This window comes from Amycolatopsis cynarae (assembly GCF_026802195.1).
Taxonomy (GTDB): Bacteria; Actinomycetota; Actinomycetes; order Mycobacteriales; family Pseudonocardiaceae; genus Amycolatopsis_E; species Amycolatopsis_E rhizosphaerae.
Genome location: NZ_CP113836.1, coordinates 5,311,809 through 5,327,530, shown reverse-complemented (window position 1 = coordinate 5,327,530; position 15,722 = coordinate 5,311,809). Strand labels below are relative to the sequence as shown.

Genomic DNA, 15,722 nt, shown 5'->3' with positions numbered 1-15,722 from the left:
CGATGGCGGCACGGTCACTGCTCTTCCGACGGGGCGATGAGGCCGTAGTGCCCGTCATAGCGGTGGTACAGCAGGGCACCGCGGCGTCGTTCGACGTCGAGGAAGAACAGGAACGGCAGGCCGAGCAGGTTGAGCCGGTCCACCCCCTCGGCCGTGGACAGCTGGGGTGCGGGCTGCCTGCTGATCGTCAGGGGCAGGGTGAACGGGGCGAGTTCGTGGTCGTGGGGCGGGGTGAGCTGCGCGAGCCGGTAGCCCGTCTCGCCGGCACGGTAGAGCACGCTGTCCTGCCGCGTGCCCGCCTCCGTGAACAGGAAGAAGTCGTAGTCGAGCAGGCCCATCTCGTGCGCGGCTTCGTCCACGGTCAGGCTCGTCGGCTCGTAGACCTTGTGCCGGACGATCTCCCGCTCGTCCTCGGGGCGCGGGAAGTAGGCGCGCCAGGCCCGCGGCTCGGATTCGTGCCGCCATTCGTGGGGCTCGGCCGAGGGGGCGTGGCCGCGGCGGGCCTCCCAGTGCTGCGCGATCTTCTCGAGGCGGCGGCGCAGCCGCTCCTCGAGACGGTCGACCGCTTCCCGCGGGTTGACCGCCTCGGCCTGTGCCCGCACGATCCGGCCGCTCACGTCGAGGTTGGCCTGCGCGACCACGGGCCGTTCCACCGCCGGGTCGCCGTGCCTGGTCAGCCGCACCCGGGCCGCGAGCACGGGCCGGTGCGCGAGCCGGAGCAGGCTCCCGATCTTGTCCCGCACGTAGTCGTCGATACCGGGCATGTAACCGTGGAGGCTGACCCGGACTTCCGGTTGCTGGGTTTCGCTCAAGGGCGGCAAGGTCTTCTTCACCCCCTCTTGGTACGCCCGTGGTACGAGGGAGGGACAGGGCCTTAGTGCCCTCCCTGTCCCGCCCTCGGTCCCGGTGGCATCCGGGGCCGGAGTCCCTTGCCGCGCCGGATTTCAGCCCACCGCGAGGTCGACGCAGGAGTAGAACGCGTTGGCCGTGTCGGCGATGTTCCACACGGCCAGCAGTTTCTGCTGCCCGACAAACCCGCCGAGGTCGACCGTGTGCGAGACGGTCTCGGCGGGCTGCTGACCGCCGCCGTCGACGACGGCGACGCGAGTGCCGCCCACGTAGTACTCCCAGTTGCTGGTGCGGTGCCGGGCGGTGAAGGTCCAGGTGAAGGTGACCCTGGTGCCCACGGTGGTGACCCGCCAGCCCTTGGCGTCGTCGTCGAGTTCGGCGAACCGCGCGTTGCCGCCGCTGCAACTGGTCAGGCCCTTGGGGCCTTCGACGCTCTGCGGCTCGTACTTGATTTCGCCGCAGTCGACGATGCCCTGCGCGCACTGCGCCTGACGACTGGGCGGGGAGTCGATGTAGCCGTGGGCGCTGGCGACGCCCGGCGCGGCCAGGACGAGCAGGGGAGCGAGGGCGGCGCCTGCGGCGAAGGTGCGGATCCGGGGCTTGGTGGCCATGTCGGCTCCTTTCCCGCGACCGGGAGACCGGAGGTAGTGGTCTAGACCATATTCGCCCGGGGTGAGGGGAGGGTCAAGGGGCCAGGTGAGCGGGGTCGCACGCCCGGACTGTCACAAGTTCCGCCGCTGTCTCGTCTTGTCCGCGCCCCCTGCGGGGGAACGAGACGAAAGGACGGGGAGATGGCCCCTACAACGCAAGAGCGGATCGTGGTCCTCGGCGCCGGATACACCGGGCTCGCCGCGGCGAAGCTCGCCGCACGCTGGACCGGCGCGGAAGTGACCCTGGTCAACCGGTACGACCGGTTCGTCGAACGCGTCCGGCTGCACCAGCTCGCCACCGGTCAGCCGCTGCGGGACCGCCCGCTGACCGGGCTGCTCGAAGGCACCGGTGTCCGGCTGGTCGTCGACCGGGTCACGCGGATCGACGCCGGGGCGCGCACGGTGCGCACCGAGGGAGGACACGACCTCGCCTACGACCATCTCATCTACGCCCTCGGCAGCCAGGCCGACCTGGACTCGGTGCCCGGGGCCGCCGAGCACGCCTTCACGGTCGCCGATCTCGACCAGGCACTGGAACTGGCCGAGCGGCTGGGCGAGAGCCGGGTCGTCGCGGTGGCCGGGGGCGGGCTCACCGGGATCGAGGCGGCGGCGGAGCTGGCCGAGGCCCGTCCGGAGCTCAAGGTGCGGCTGCTGACCGGCGGAACGCTGGGCTCGGGGTTGTCCGAACGGGGGCGGCGCTATCTCGCGCGGGCCCTGCGGCGCCTCGGGATCGACGTGCGGGAAAACGCGCGGGTCGCCGAGGTGCGGGCCGACGGGCTCGTGCTGGACGGGGGCGAGCACGTCGCCGCCGACACCGTGGTGTGGACCGCGGGGTTCACCGTGCCGGGCATCGCCCGCGAGGCGGGATTCGCGGTGGACGCCAACGGCAGGCTGGTGGTGGACGCGACGATGCGGTCGGTGTCGCACCCGGAGGTCCTCGGGATCGGGGACGCCGCCGCGCTGCACCGCCCGGACGGGCAGGAACTGCGGATGGCCTGTGCCACCGGGATGCCGACCGCCCAGCGGGCGGTGCGCTCGCTGGCGGACCGGCTCGCCGGGCGCGAGCCGAAGCCGTTGCGGTTCCGGTACTTGAACCAGTGCATCAGCCTCGGCCGCCGCGACGGGCTCATCCAGTTCGTCCGTGCCGACGACAGTCCCGTCGAGGCCGTGCTCACCGGGCGGCTTGCCGCGCACTACAAGGAAACCATCGTGCGCAGCGCCTTCCTGTTCCAGCGCCACCCCGGCATCCCCGTCGGCTGACGTGGCGCCGGGCGCGGCTGGTTCAGGCGAGATCGGCGGCGCGGCGCGCGGCGGCAGCGGCCGTGCGCCGCGCCGCCGCTGCCGTCTTCCGTGCCAGGGTCACCGCCGTCCGCTTCTCCTGCGCGGTCTTCTTGGCGTCGGCGAGGCGCTCGGTCAGCTCCGCCACCCGTTGCGCGGCCCGTTCCGAGTCCCGCTCGGCCTCCCGCAGCGCCCGTTCGGCTTGCGCCAGCGTCTGTTCGGCTTCTTTCGCCTCCGTGCGCGCCTTTTCCCGTGCCTTGTCCCGCGCAGCCCGTTGCTGCTTGCGTTCGGCGTCCTCACGGGGCTTCGCCTGCGGTCTGGTCTTTCCGGACACAGGCTTCGGCCCGGTCTTCGCGGAGACGACCGCCGCGCTGAACCACTCCTCGGCGGATCCCGGAATGAGGGAGGTGCTCAGCCTGGCCGCGCGCACCGCGTCCGCCGCGTGGGAATCCGAAACCGCCGCTTCGAAGGTTTCCCCGAGTTGCCGTTCGGTCGTGTCACCGACCCCGTAACCCGCCTTGCGTGCCAGCCAGTGCGCCCGCTGCACGAGCAGGCCGGCGAGTTCGTGCCGCTCCTGGGACAGCGCGCGCAGTTCGGCGCCCGCAAGCCGCTGGTGCGCGTCGCGCAGTGCCTCACCGAGCTTCGCGAGCCGGTCGATCTCCTCGGGGCAGGAGCGGGCGACCTGGTTCACCAGCCAGGCCGCGACGGTCGGTTTGCGCAGGCCCGCGATGCGCTTCGCGAGTTGCCGGTCTCCACGCGCCTGCCGGGCGCGTTCTTCCCGGAGTGCGGTGAACTCCTCGCGCCTGGCGGCGTACAGCTCGTCCGAAACCGACTCGAAGTCCACCTCCCCGATTATGGGTCAGCGCTGGACACCGGTCAGGGCGAAGAACTCCTGGCGGGACCGGGCGTCGCTGCGGAGGGTTCCGAGCAGGGTGGAGGTGACCGTGGTCGAGCCCGCCGCCTGCACACCCCGCAGCGTCATGCAGGTGTGCTCGGCTTCGATGACCACCCCGACGCCCTTGGGGCTCAGCCGCTGGTCCAGCCAGTCCGCGATCTGCTTGGTCAGCCGCTCCTGCACCTGCGGGCGGCGCGCGAAGTGCTCGGTGACGCGCGCGAGTTTCGACAGGCCGAGGATGCGTTCACCGGGCAGGTAGCCGACGTGGGCGATGCCGGTGAAGGGCAGCAGGTGGTGTTCGCAGACCGACCGCAGCGGGATCGACCGGGCGAGCACCAGTTCGTCGTAGCCCTCGTCGTTGGGGAAGGTGGTGAGATCGAAGGGGCGCGGGGTGAACAGGTCGGCGTAGGCCTTGGCCATCCGGCGCGGGGTGTCGCGCAGGCTCTCGCCGTCGGTGTCCACGCCGAGCGCGCGCAGGAAATGACCGGCCGCTTCTTCGGCGGCGGTGAGATCGATCTCCGCCGGAGCCGGGACCACAGGCAAAGCCGTGTTGAGGGACACCGCGGGCACCTCGTCTCTGAAAAGCCGCCAATTTCACCAAAGACTATAGGCGTTATTCTGGGCTGGTGGCAGCGAATGTGAGCCGGTCGATCAAGGCGATCGCCGCGCTCGAAGACGGGCTGCGCGCCAGGATGTACGGCTACATCCGCGCGGCCCGCCGTCCGGTGACCCGGGACGAGGCCGCCGCCTTCGCCGGGATCAGCCGCAAGCTCGCCGCCTTCCACCTCGACAAACTGGTCGGCGTCGGGCTGTTGCGGGCCGGATACGAGCAGCTCGGCGGCGTGCGCCGGGTGGGCCGCAGGCCCAAGGTGTACCGGTGCACCGACCTGCACGTGCGGGTCGAGATCCCGGTCCGCAGCCACGATCTGCTGACCGCGGTCCTGCTGGACGCGGTGCTCGACGCGCGGGAAGAGGAGTGTTCCCGTGACGCCGCGCTGCGGGCGGCCAGAGCCCACGGCGCCCGGCTGGCCGTCCGGTGTGCCGGGGCCGCGGACCCCCTCGGGGCGGCGGAGAAGGTGCTCGCGGACCACGGTTTCGAGCCCTACCGGCCGGAGCCGGGCTGCCTGCGCCTGCACAACTGCCCGTTCCGCCCGCTGACCGAGCGGGCACCGGAACTGGTGTGCGGGCTCAACCACGCCCTGCTGACCGGATTCGGAGACGCCACCGGCGTGCGGGCCGTGTTCGGCCCGCACGCCGGCGAGTGTTGCGTGGAACTGCGGTCTCAGGCCAGCTTGGCGTAGACCACGATGTTGTCCTGGTAGCTGTGCTCGGCATGGTCGAACACGCCACCGCAGGTGATCAGCCGCAGTTCCGGCTTGTCCGTGTTGCCGTAGACCGCGTCGGACGGGAACTTGTCCTTCGGCACCTGGGTCGTGCGGTCGACGACGAAGCGGACGTCCCTGCCGTCGCTGCGGGTCACGAGGATCTCGTCACCGGGGGCCAGGTCCTTCAGCTTGAAGAAGACGCCCGGCTGGTGGTTGCCGTCCACGTGCCCGAGGATGATCGACGGCCCGACCTCGCCGGGGACCGGGGACAGCCGGTACCAGGCGGCCTGCATCGGTTCCTTGACCGAAGGCACCGCGATCTCGCCGTCCTTGTTCACCGCCACGGTGATCAGCGAGGAGTCGGCCCCGATCTTGGGGATCTTCACCTGCGTGGGGCGGAGCTTGTCGTACGGCTTGGTCACCGAGACCGAGGTGGCCGGGGCCGCCGGGGTGTCCTTGGCGTCGGAGGCGCACCCGGTGAGCGCGAGGCTGAGCAGCAGGGTGGCCGCGAGCGCGCGGCCACCCCGCCGGAAGAGGATGTGCATCCGCCGGAATCCGCTCAGCCCTGCGCGGTGCCGCCGAAGCCGGTCTCGACACCGGACTTGGGCGCGTAGGCGACCTGCGCCTTGCCACCGTTGCTCTTCTGCCAGTTCTTGGCGTCGGCGGAACCCGCGACCGGCGGGACCGGGGCACCGCCGCCGCTGGCGCTGCCGCCCGGCTGCTCGCCACCGCACTTCCAGTCGGCCCAGATGTTCTTGTCGGCGAACAGCTTGCCGTCGTGCAGCTGCACCAGGTAGTCCCAGTAGCGGCCGTCCTGCTCCTCCTGGTACGGACCGTCGACGATGTCGAAGTCCGGGGAGGTGACGCCGGTGGGCTGGCCCGCGGCGCAGGCGATGACCAGCACGCCGTAGCCGTTGCCGAAGTCGATGCCCTTGCCGTCCTCGTAGGTCGGTTCCTGCGAGGTGCTGGAGGTCGGCTTCTCGGTGGCGGTGGTGGTGCTCGTCGCCGGGCGCGAGCTGCTGCTGCTGCTGTACCCGGACGTCGGGGTCTGGCCGGGGTTGCTCGTCGGGGCCGCGGAATCCGACGTCGCGGTGCCGGCCGCGCTCCAAAAAATGTTGGCGCCCGGGCGGGTCGGACGACGGCCCGGACGCGATCCCCTAGTGATTACCACCCTTTCGGGTGAATGCGAGCGATCCTGCCGGACGGGCAAAGGGAACGTAAAGCGATTAGTGCGTGAGAAACTTCATCGCCGAAATGCGTAACGCGGAGCCCGTTTATGCGATGGCGAACCCCGTCGAAACCCGTCGGTGAACGATAACAGGAAGACTAAGGGGTGGGCCAGGCCCACCTCGGGTGGAAAATACCCGCTCAACTGCCCATCTGGTGAGAAGTTCCCGGTCTGGGGTGTGCTGTGAAGGGTCCCTTCACGGTCGAAATGGCTGCGAAGAGACCCTTCGCGGCAATTCGCGGCCATTGTGCGAAAGCGCTTTCGAGGATTGTTGGGGGAATGGGCGTGAGGGAGTTTTGTGTTCGTGTCGTCCGGTGGCGGTGGGGGTGGACGGAAGATCGCGGTTACGATCCGTTACGAGCGGCGTGCGGGGATTTCGGCTTTGTAGAGCCATTTGTGCGCCGTTTTCGGACTGTCACCATCATGCTTTCGGTCGATGTTGTCACCGCCCGCATCCGTGTCAGCATGGAACCGGCAACCGTGCGGCGCCACTCCCGCTGTGCTGTGACCGGTGGCTCAGAGCGGTCTAGGTCTCGTTCACGGGCCGATTCGGGTACCTCGCGGCAAAGTGGGTAACGAAGGTCTGTGTTCGCAGGAAACTGAGAAAGGGGGACTGGTGACCGTGAGCGGACCGTTCGGGCGTTTCGCCCGATTCCGGCGCCGTATCCGCCCGGGGCGAAACCCGCTGGCCCGGCGGTCGGACCGGGTCGAGGCGGCGGTCCTGGCCGTAGTCGCGCTGGGGCTGCTGATCGCACTTCCGTTCGCCGCGCTCCTGGGCTCGAACACCTATCGGGGGCAGCTGGCCGTCGCCGCCGGGCAGCAGGCTTCCCGTCACCTGGTCACCGCCACGCTGCTGCAGGACGCGCCCACGCCCGTCCCGGCCACCGACGGCGCCTACCTGAGCAGCAATTCGGGTTCGTCCGCCGTTCCCGCGCGCTGGCGGGCCGCCGACGGCACCGAACAGACCGGCAGCATCGCCGCCGATCCGGGCACCGCCGCGGGGACGCAGGTGCCGATCTGGCTGTCGGACTCCGGCAAACCCGTGCCCGCGCCGATGAGCGCCGCGGACGCGGTGACCACCGGGGTGCTGGCCGCCGCCTTCACCTGGATGGTGGCCGCACTCGGACTCATCGGCCTGTACTGGATCGTCCGGCTCGTGCTCGACCGCAGGCGCGCCGCCCGCTGGGAGCGCGAATGGGCGCACGCCGGGGACCGCTGGGCGCGCTCCTGATCCTCACCGGACCCCGCGCGGCCGGAACTGGATGCTGATGCGGGGCCCGACCGGCCTGCCGGTCTTGGGGATGGCGTGCTCCCAGGTGCGCTGGCAGGAACCGCCCATCACGATCAGATCGCCGGGGCCCAGCAACTGGCGGACGGTCGCGCCGCCACCGCGCGGGCGCAGCAGCAACGAACGCGGTGCGCCCAGCGACACGATCGCGACCATCGTGTCCTCCGTCGAGCCCCGGCCGATCGTGTCGCCGTGCCAGGCGACGCTGTCCCGGCCGTCGCGGTAGAAACACAGCCCAGCGGTGCGGAACTCCTCGCCGAGTTCGGCGGCGTAGTGGCGGCTCAGCGCCGAGCGGGCCTCGTCGAGCACCGGATCGGGAAGCTGGTCGCCCTCGCCGTAGAAGCACAGCAGCCGCGGCACGTCGACCACCCGGTCGTACATGCGGCGCCGTTCGGCGTGCCAGGGCACCTCGTGGACGAGCTTTTCGAAGAGCGCGTCGGCGCCGAGGAGCCAGTCGGGCAGGACGTCGATCCACGCTCCGTGGCTCAGGGGCGTGCGCCGGATCCCCTGCAGGGACCCGACTCCGAGCTCGGTGGACGCGCCGAACAGCGATCCTTGCAGTCCTCCCGTCATGGACGCAGTCTACCCAGAACTTCGAACACCTGTTTGATCACCACGCGACCCGGCCGGAGGGACTGGGGCGAGCCGTGAAGGGACCCTTCACGGCCCTCACGGTCCCCTGCCAGGGGGCCGCGGGGTCAGGGGCACAGTGCGGTCAGGGCGAACCTTCCGCCGGTCGCGGCCGCGTGAGCCACCGCCTCGTTCGCCTGGCCGAGAGCGAACTCCGTGATCGCGAACCCGGTCAGATCCAGCAATCCCGCCTTCACCAGTTCGATGAGTCGCGGGCTCGCCTCCCGCGGGCACAACCACTGCCCCCGCACGGTCACGTTGTTGCGCATGAGCCACGGGTAGGGCAGCGCGAGCGGGTCACCGCCCAGCATGCCGACGCCGCCCATCAGCACGACGCGGCCGTACTCGCGGACGGTCATCGCGGCGGCCCGCACCGCCGTCGTGGGGGCCGCGGGCGGAAGGAGGTCGAGCACGAGATCGATCCCGTCCGGTGCCGCCTCCTTCATCCGTTCCCGGTCCTCGTCCTCGTTCCCGGTCAGGCGCACGGTCCGCAGCCGGGTACCGAAGCGGCGTTCCAGTTCGGCGAGCATCGCTTCGTTGCGGCCCGGCGCGATCACCCGCGCCGCTCCCATCGCGAGGGCGACCGCGACCCCGGCGCTGCCGAAGTTCCCGGTCGCGCCGCTGACCAGAACCGTCTCCCCGGGCTGCAGTCCGCCCGCCAGCAGCCCGCCGTAGGGCACGAGACACACGACGAGTGCGGTCCACCGCCCCGCTTCGGCCGGGTCGATCTCGCCCAGCGGGAAGACGTTCTCGGTGGGCACGAGCAGCCGCTCGGCGAACGAGCCCGAGCCGAAGTGCCGCTGCAGGCGCAGTCCGCCCTCACCCCGGGCGGTCAGGCCCTGCAAGGCAATGTCGGGGGTCAGTGCGTGGTCACGGGCACGGATCGTGGGATCGCACAGCACCCAGTCGCCGGGGGCGAGCCGGGTCGCGTCGGGCCCGACGGCCCGCACGCGCCCCACCGAGCCTGCCCCGGGGACCACCGGCGGCGTGAGGAGGTACTGCCGTTCCCCGCTGAAGACCTCGCCGAGGTAGGGCAGCACGCTCGCCGCCGCCACGTCCACGATCACCTCACCCGTGCCGAGGACCGGATCGGGGACTTCTTCGACGGACAGCGGTGCGCCGAACGCGTTCAATACAGCGGCTTTCATATCGCGATCATGGCTTCGCCGGGCGGCCGTCAGCCAGGAGCGCGCTTGTCCCGGTAGCCGCACCACCCGTCTCGGGACGGGCCGAAAAGGGCAGTTCAGGTGAAAGATCCCGGCCTCGGGCCGGAAAGTGACCAGGATCTTTGCGTTTTTTCACCCCGTTCGCAGGTAATCGATGCTTTGCTCAGGGCGTGAGTGCGTCTCGATCGGCGCGGATCATCGGCAGAACCGTGATCGCGCTGGTATCCCTTTCGGTGTTCGCCGGGACCTGGGCCGGCTGGTTCCAGGTCCACCGGCTGACCAGCAGCCTGTCCACGGCCGACGTTATCGACCCCGGCGCGTCCACCAGTCCCACCGACGAGCAGAACATCCTGCTCGTGGGCCTGGACACCCGCACCGACGCGCAGGGCAACCCGCTGCCGCAGGACATCCTGGACCAGTTGCACGCCGGGGACGCCAGCGACGGCGGCGACAACACCGACACCATGATCCTGGTGCACCTTCCCGCGGGCGGCGGGAACGCGGTCGCCTTTTCCATCCCCCGCGATTCCTACGTACAGCTTGCGGGCAATTACGGAAAGCACAAAATCAACTCCGCCTACACCTATGCTCAGGTCGCGGCGATGACCAGGCTGCGCGCGCAGGGGGTCAGCGGTCCGCAGTTGAACGTGCAGGCCGCGCAGGCGGGCGCGCAGAACGCGATCCAGACCGTGCAACAGCTCACCGGGCTCAAGATCAACCACTTCGCGTCGGTCAACCTGGTGGGTTTCTACGACGTGAGCGAGGCGATCGGCGGGGTGCCGGTGTGCCTGCTCGCGCCCGTGCACGACTCCTATTCCGGCGCAAACTTCCCGGCGGGCCAGCAGACCGTCTCCGGGGCGCAGGCACTGGCGTTCGTGCGGCAGCGGCACGGCCTGCCGAACGGTGACCTCGACCGCATCCGGCGGCAGCAGGCCTTCATGGCGAGCATGGCGCACACCGTCCTGTCCGCGGGGACGCTCACCAATCCCACGAAACTGGGCAACCTGATCGACGCGCTGCGCAAGACCGTGGTCCTGGACCAGGGCTGGGACATCCTGAGCTTCGCCCAGCAGTTGCGGAACCTGTCCGGCGGCAAGATCCAGTTCAACACCATCCCGGTGGTCAACATCGACTACAAGACCTCCGACGGCGACTCGATCCAGGTCGATCCGGTGCAGATCCGGGAGTTCATCCGCACCGCCATCGCCAACGTGGACCCGTCGTCCGCCCCGTCATCGTCCACAGTGTCGTCTTCGCCGTCCGTGCCCTCCGTCGGGTCCGCGACGCTGCCGCGCCCCGCTTCGAGGGTGGTCGTGGACGTGGAGAACGGCAGCGGGGTCACCGGCCTCGGCGCCCGCCTGCTGCAGGATCTGAGCGCACACGGCTACGGCACCGGCATCCAGGCGACCATCGCGGCCCGCCGCACCACCGTCGTGGACTACGCGAGCGGGCAGCGGGCCAACGCCGAGCAACTGGCGCGGTATCTCGGCGACGGCGTGACGGCGGTCGCCGATTCCGCGCTCGGCTCCGGGCGCATCCGGATCTATCTCGGCGCCGACTACGCCGGTCCGGACCTCCAGCCCGCGGGCAGCGCCTCCGGTGGTTCGGCGCTCGGCGACACTTCCTCCACCGCCTCGGGGCCACCTTCCTCCGGTCCGCCGCCCATCACCGCCGACGGCGTCGCCTGCATCAACTGACCCGCTCGCCGTGACGGATCGGCTCACGCGCCGGGGACGTGCAGCGCGGCCAGGTTGTCCCGGGCGGGATGCGCGGTTCCGGCCGGGCCTTCGGCGTAGGCGGCCAGCAACCGCTGGGTGATCGCCCCGATCGCGCGGCCGGCTTCGGCGTCCCCGCCACTGGCGGGGCAGTGCGCGTCCAGCGCGCAGATCCAGTACTGGGTGCCTGCCGAGAACACCGCGGCGCCACTGGCGGTGGTGTAGTAGCTCACGTCCGCGAAGTCCGCGTGCCCGCCACAGGTCAGCGGGGAGTGGAACAGCACCTGGATGGGCCGGGGCGTGGGCACGGACAGGTCGACGCGCTCGTACTCGTTGCCCACCAGGCCGGGCAGCTTCTGCCCGTTGTGGACGATCCCGCTCAGCAGCCAGTGGGAATCGTCGGCCACTTCGAGGTCCGCGTGCACGGGATTGCAGTGGTAGTAGTTGCCCAGCAGGACGCTCTCGGGCCGGGGAATCGGTGGCGAACGCCACTCCGGCGTCGCCTCCGCGGGATCGGTGAGGTGGAACGGGTCTTCCACGAAGGACTTGTAGTCCACCTCCAGCCGGTCCGGCCCGGTGCCGGTGGCGTCGAACCGGATGTGCCGGTAGATCTCGTTCCCGCCGAGGAACGCGAGGTTCACGCCGCGGTCGCGGGCCTGGGTGGCGTGCTCGCGCATCGCGCTCGACCAGTACTCGTCATGCCCGAGCGTCACCATCGCCCGCGCCCCGTCCAGCAGGTGCGGATCGGCGTGCAGATCGACGTCGGTGGCGTAGCCCAGCGGCAGCCCGGCGCGCTCGGCGAAACGCAGCAGCGGGAGTTCGAAGTAGAGGAAGTCGCCCGCCCCCTGCATGTCCTTGGCCTGATAGGGACGGTCGAAGGACACCGCGCGGGAACGGTTGGCGCGTTTGCCGTCCGGGGCGTCGTAGAGGCTGTAGCCGCCCCAGCGGTTGTAGGCCTGCCAGGTGGTGACCGCGTTGACGATCACGATCTTCCCGGCGTTGGAAGGGGTTCGCAGGGTCAGCGGGACGAACTGCTGCGCGCCGTTGTCGCCGTCGAGCCGGAAGAGGTAGTCACCGGGCGCCCAGTCCCGGGTGGCGACGGTCAGGGAGGGCTCCCACGGGGCCACGACGGTGCTGGTCGGTTTCTGCACGGTCGCGGCGGCCTGCCGCCGCCCGGGCTGCGCTGGAGACTTCCACACTTCGAGTGCGTCGGAGTCGCGGTAGGCGCCCATCCGGTAGGCGGTCACCGTGTAGTGGGCGGCGGTGGTGCTCACGAACAGCCGCACGTCTTCGCCCGGCGACACGGAGGTGTGGTCGGCGTACCCCTCGATCGCGTGTTCCGGCCCGGGATGCGTGATCTCCCAGCCGGGCGTGCCCTGCTGCTGCGATGGCGATTGCGGTGGGGGAGAAGCGGGCGGCGTGGCGGTGGGACCGGCCGGCGCGGTGCCCGCGGTGCAGGCCGCCGTCGTGGCCGCGGTGACCACGGCGGCAAGGCGAGAAGCCTTGGTATGGCGCCTGCGGACCAAGGCGTTCTCCCTTCGCGGGCGGCGGGTCGTCCCGCCGCCTCTTCAGATCCGTTCCTGCAGTGCCTCCGCCGCGGCGAGCAGATCCGCCGCCCAGCGGGCGCCGGGTTTGCGCCCGATCCGTTCCACCGGACCGGACACCGACACCGCGGCGATGACGGTACCCGAGGAATCCCGTACCGGCGCGGAAACACTGGCCACCCCGGGCTCGCGCTCGGCGACGCTCTGCGCCCAGCCGCGGCGGCGCACCTCCAGCAGGGTGCGTTCGCCGTAGACGGCGTCGGCCAGGATCGCCCGCTGGGTGTGAGGATCCGCCCATGCGGCGAGCACCTTGGCGCCCGAACCGGCGGTCATCGGCAGCCGGGTGCCGACGGGAACGGTGTCACGCAAGCCACTGGACGGTTCCGAAGCGGACACGCAGATACGCTGGACTCCGTCACGCCGATAGAGCTGCACGCTCTCGCCCGTGATGTCGCGAAGCTTCGGCAGGATCGAGGCGGCGGCGTCGAGCAGGGGATCGGTGGTGCCCCCGGCGAGTTCGGCGAGCGCGGTCCCCGGCCGCCAGCGGCCGTCGGGGCCGCGGCGCAGCAGCCGGTGCACCTCGAGGCCGACCGCGAGCCGGTGCGCGGTGGCGCGCGGCAGACCGGTCCGGCTGCACAGTTCCGCGAGTCCGCAGGGATCTTCGGCCACCGCCTGCAAGACCGCCACGGCCTTGTCGAGAACACCGATGCCGCTGTGCTGTTGAGAAGGGCTATGCTGTCCCACGAAGCGATACTAGCTTCCCGAATCATGGGAAGTCCACTATCTGGGAAACATCGGACTCGAGTTCCGCGCCCGCACGGACTCGACGCGGACCCGTGACCCGAGTTCCTTTGCTCCCAAGCAACCTCCTGGGAGGAGCGCGGATGTCCGAGACACGGCCTCGCACACTGGCCGAGAAGGTGTGGGACGCGCACACGGTGCGCCGCGGCGAAGGCGCCGAGCCCGATCTGCTCTACATCGACCTGCACCTGGTGCACGAAGTCACCAGCCCCCAGGCGTTCGACGGCCTGCGGCTGGCGGGCCGCGGGTTCCGCAGGACGGATCTCACCATCGCCACCGAAGACCACAACGTCCCCACCGTCGACATCGAACTGCCGATCGCCGACCCGGTGTCCCGCACCCAGGTGGAGACCCTTCGCCGCAACTGCAAGGAGTTCGGCGTCCGGCTGCACCCGATGGGCGACGCGGAACAGGGCATCGTGCACGTCATCGGCCCGCAGCTCGGCCTCACCCAGCCCGGCATGACCGTGGTGTGCGGCGACAGCCACACCTCCACCCACGGCGCCTTCGGGGCCATGGCCTTCGGCATCGGCACCTCCGAGGTGGAACACGTGATGGCCACCCAGACCCTGCCGCTGCGTCCATTCAAGACGATGGCGATCAACGTCAACGGCAAGCTGCGCCCCGGCGTGACCGCCAAGGACATCATCCTCGCCGTGATCGCCAGGATCGGCACCGGCGGCGGCCAGGGCTACGTGCTGGAGTACCGCGGCAGCGCGATCGAGGCACTGTCCATGGAAGCCCGCATGACCGTGTGCAACATGTCGATCGAGGCGGGCGCCCGGGCCGGGATGATCGCCCCCGACGAGACCACCTTCGCCTACCTCAAGGACCGCCCGCACGCGCCGAAGGGTGCCGACTGGGACGCCGCGGTGGCCTACTGGCGGCAGCTGCGCACCGACGAGGGTGCCGAGTTCGACGCCGAGGTGGACCTCGACGCCGACGAGCTGACCCCGTTCGTCACCTGGGGCACCAACCCCGGGCAGGGCCTGCCGCTGTCGGCCTCGGTCCCCGACCCCGAGGCCATCGCCGACGAGAACGAGCGCCTGGCCGCCGAGAAGGCCCTGTCCTACATGGATCTGGAGCCGGGCACCCCGCTGCGCGACATCCGCGTGGACACCGTGTTCCTCGGTTCCTGCACCAATGGCCGCCTGGAGGACCTGCGGGCCGCCGCGGACGTCCTGCGGGGCCGCAAGGTCGCCGAGGGGGTGCGGATGCTCGTGGTGCCGGGCTCGATGCGGGTGCGGCAGGCCGCGGAGGCCGAGGGACTGGACAGGATCTTCGCCGACGCCGGGGCCGAGTGGCGTCAGGCGGGATGCTCCATGTGCCTGGGCATGAACCCCGATCAGCTCAAGCCCGGCGAGCGCAGCGCGTCCACCTCCAACCGCAACTTCGAGGGCAGGCAGGGCAAGGGCGGCCGCACCCACCTGGTGTCCCCGCTGGTGGCCGCCGCCACCGCGGTCCGCGGCACGCTGTCCTCCCCGGAGGACCTGCAGCCCGCCACCACCGCGTCGAACTGACCCCACAGACCCGGACAAGGAGCCAACCACCATGGAGCCGTTCAAGACTCACACCGGCATCGGAGTGCCGCTGCGCAGGTCCAACGTGGACACTGACCAGATCATCCCGGCCGTCTACCTGAAGCGGGTCGCGCGCACCGGTTTCGAGGACGGCCTGTTCGCCGCCTGGCGCGGTGACGAGAGCTTCATCCTCAACCAGGAGCCGTTCAAGGCGGGCAGCGTGCTGGTGGCAGGCCCGGACTTCGGCACCGGATCCTCGCGCGAACACGCTGTCTGGGCATTGCTGGACTACGGCTTCCGGGTCGTCCTCTCGTCCCGGTTCGCCGACATCTTCCGGGGCAATGCCGGCAAGCAGGGTCTGGTGGCCGCCCAGTGCGAGCAGTCCGACATCGAGCAGCTGTGGAAGATCCTCGAGAACGACCCCGGCACGGAGGTCACGGTCGACCTCGAGGAGAAGACCGTGCGGGCCAAGGACTTCGTCGCCCCCTTCGCCATCGACGACTACACCCGCTGGCGGCTGCTCGAGGGACTGGATGACATCGCTCTCACCCTGCGCCACGCCGACGACATCGCCCGGTTCGAGGCCGAACGTCCCCGCTGGCTGCCGGTGACGACCGAAACGGCCACCTCGTAGTCGTAGATTCCCTGCTCAGCAAGGGAATCGCGGGCACACCACACCACGCCGAACGGCGCGCGGAGCCCCCTTGAGGGGTCGCTCGGAGGGCGGAAACCACCCTGGCGGGCAGGAAAAATTCCGCGCGCCGTTTGGAATTTCCGGCCGGTTGGTAATACCGTGTGCGCAAGTCGGCCGATGTGGCCGTGTGACAAGTAGT

16 protein-coding genes are annotated in these 15,722 nt (G+C 70.5%); 6 read left to right on the top strand and 10 right to left on the bottom strand.

Going from position 1 to position 15,722, the window contains the following annotated elements; translation table 11 throughout:
* Positions 1-14 precede the first annotated feature (14 nt).
* Positions 15-833 (bottom strand): sigma 54 modulation/S30EA ribosomal C-terminal domain-containing protein, encoded by an 819-nt coding sequence (locus ORV05_RS25450; protein ID WP_326938085.1) that lies wholly within the window; start codon positions 831-833, stop codon positions 15-17.
* Between the two features lie 111 nt (positions 834-944).
* On the bottom strand, positions 945-1,460 hold the full coding sequence (locus ORV05_RS25445; protein WP_268754525.1) for a lytic polysaccharide monooxygenase auxiliary activity family 9 protein: 516 nt from the start codon (positions 1,458-1,460) through the stop codon (positions 945-947).
* Between the two features lie 180 nt (positions 1,461-1,640).
* Here ORV05_RS25445 and ORV05_RS25440 point away from each other — a divergent pair, with 180 nt between their 5' ends.
* A complete protein-coding gene (locus tag ORV05_RS25440; RefSeq protein WP_268754524.1) occupies positions 1,641-2,759 on the top strand; it encodes an NAD(P)/FAD-dependent oxidoreductase in 1,119 nt (372 codons plus the stop codon).
* A 22-nt stretch (positions 2,760-2,781) separates the two neighbouring features.
* Here ORV05_RS25440 and ORV05_RS25435 read toward each other — a convergent pair whose 3' ends face one another.
* Positions 2,782-3,621, bottom strand: coding sequence for a hypothetical protein (locus tag ORV05_RS25435; RefSeq protein ID WP_268754523.1), 840 nt, complete (start codon positions 3,619-3,621; stop codon positions 2,782-2,784).
* Positions 3,622-3,636: 15 nt separating this feature from the next.
* Entirely contained in the window at positions 3,637-4,233 is a 597-nt protein-coding gene (gene folE, locus ORV05_RS25430; protein WP_268754522.1) for a GTP cyclohydrolase I FolE, read from the bottom strand.
* Between the two features lie 65 nt (positions 4,234-4,298).
* On the opposite strand from folE, the gene ORV05_RS25425 reads away from it, so the two are divergent.
* A complete protein-coding gene (locus ORV05_RS25425; RefSeq protein WP_268754521.1) occupies positions 4,299-4,973 on the top strand; it encodes a helix-turn-helix transcriptional regulator in 675 nt (224 codons plus the stop codon).
* On the opposite strand, the gene ORV05_RS25420 is transcribed toward ORV05_RS25425, so the two are convergent.
* Together ORV05_RS25420 and ORV05_RS25415 are read right to left on the bottom strand one after the other, a co-directional pair.
* Positions 4,955-5,542 carry a class F sortase gene (locus ORV05_RS25420; RefSeq protein WP_268754520.1) on the bottom strand — a complete coding sequence of 196 codons (588 nt, stop codon included), beginning with the start codon at positions 5,540-5,542 and terminating at the stop codon, positions 4,955-4,957. The two genes, ORV05_RS25425 and ORV05_RS25420, sit on opposite strands and share 19 nt — an antisense overlap.
* A 14-nt stretch (positions 5,543-5,556) precedes the next feature.
* Positions 5,557-6,168, bottom strand: coding sequence for a hypothetical protein (locus tag ORV05_RS25415; RefSeq protein ID WP_268754519.1), 612 nt, complete (start codon positions 6,166-6,168; stop codon positions 5,557-5,559).
* Between the two features lie 673 nt (positions 6,169-6,841).
* Here ORV05_RS25415 and ORV05_RS25410 point away from each other — a divergent pair.
* Positions 6,842-7,456, top strand: coding sequence for an Rv1733c family protein (locus tag ORV05_RS25410; RefSeq protein ID WP_268754518.1), 615 nt, complete (start codon positions 6,842-6,844; stop codon positions 7,454-7,456).
* 3 nt (positions 7,457-7,459) lie between these two features.
* Here ORV05_RS25410 and ORV05_RS25405 read toward each other — a convergent pair whose 3' ends face one another.
* Together ORV05_RS25405 and ORV05_RS25400 are read right to left on the bottom strand one after the other, a co-directional pair.
* Positions 7,460-8,086, bottom strand: a complete 627-nt coding sequence (locus ORV05_RS25405) for an alpha-ketoglutarate-dependent dioxygenase AlkB (protein WP_268754517.1) — start codon at positions 8,084-8,086, stop codon at positions 7,460-7,462.
* Between the two features lie 125 nt (positions 8,087-8,211).
* Positions 8,212-9,291 (bottom strand): alcohol dehydrogenase catalytic domain-containing protein, encoded by a 1,080-nt coding sequence (locus ORV05_RS25400; RefSeq protein ID WP_268754516.1) that lies wholly within the window; start codon positions 9,289-9,291, stop codon positions 8,212-8,214.
* A gap of 188 nt (positions 9,292-9,479) precedes the next feature.
* Here ORV05_RS25400 and ORV05_RS25395 point away from each other — a divergent pair, with 188 nt between their 5' ends.
* The gene (locus tag ORV05_RS25395) at positions 9,480-11,006 is read left to right on the top strand and encodes an LCP family protein (protein ID WP_268754515.1); all 1,527 of its coding nucleotides are present in this window, start codon (positions 9,480-9,482) and stop codon (positions 11,004-11,006) included.
* A 23-nt stretch (positions 11,007-11,029) separates the two neighbouring features.
* Here ORV05_RS25395 and ORV05_RS25390 read toward each other — a convergent pair whose 3' ends face one another.
* Positions 11,030-12,550, bottom strand: a complete 1,521-nt coding sequence (locus ORV05_RS25390; RefSeq protein ID WP_268754514.1) for a N,N-dimethylformamidase beta subunit family domain-containing protein — start codon at positions 12,548-12,550, stop codon at positions 11,030-11,032.
* 42 nt (positions 12,551-12,592) lie between these two features.
* Positions 12,593-13,312, bottom strand: a complete 720-nt coding sequence (locus ORV05_RS25385) for an IclR family transcriptional regulator (RefSeq protein ID WP_186382689.1) — start codon at positions 13,310-13,312, stop codon at positions 12,593-12,595.
* A gap of 140 nt (positions 13,313-13,452) precedes the next feature.
* Here ORV05_RS25385 and leuC point away from each other — a divergent pair, with 140 nt between their 5' ends.
* Positions 13,453-14,889, top strand: coding sequence for a 3-isopropylmalate dehydratase large subunit (gene leuC, locus ORV05_RS25380; protein WP_268754513.1), 1,437 nt, complete (start codon positions 13,453-13,455; stop codon positions 14,887-14,889).
* Positions 14,890-14,920: 31 nt separating this feature from the next.
* On the top strand, positions 14,921-15,523 hold the full coding sequence (gene leuD, locus ORV05_RS25375; protein ID WP_268754512.1) for a 3-isopropylmalate dehydratase small subunit: 603 nt from the start codon (positions 14,921-14,923) through the stop codon (positions 15,521-15,523).
* Positions 15,524-15,722 lie beyond the last annotated feature (199 nt).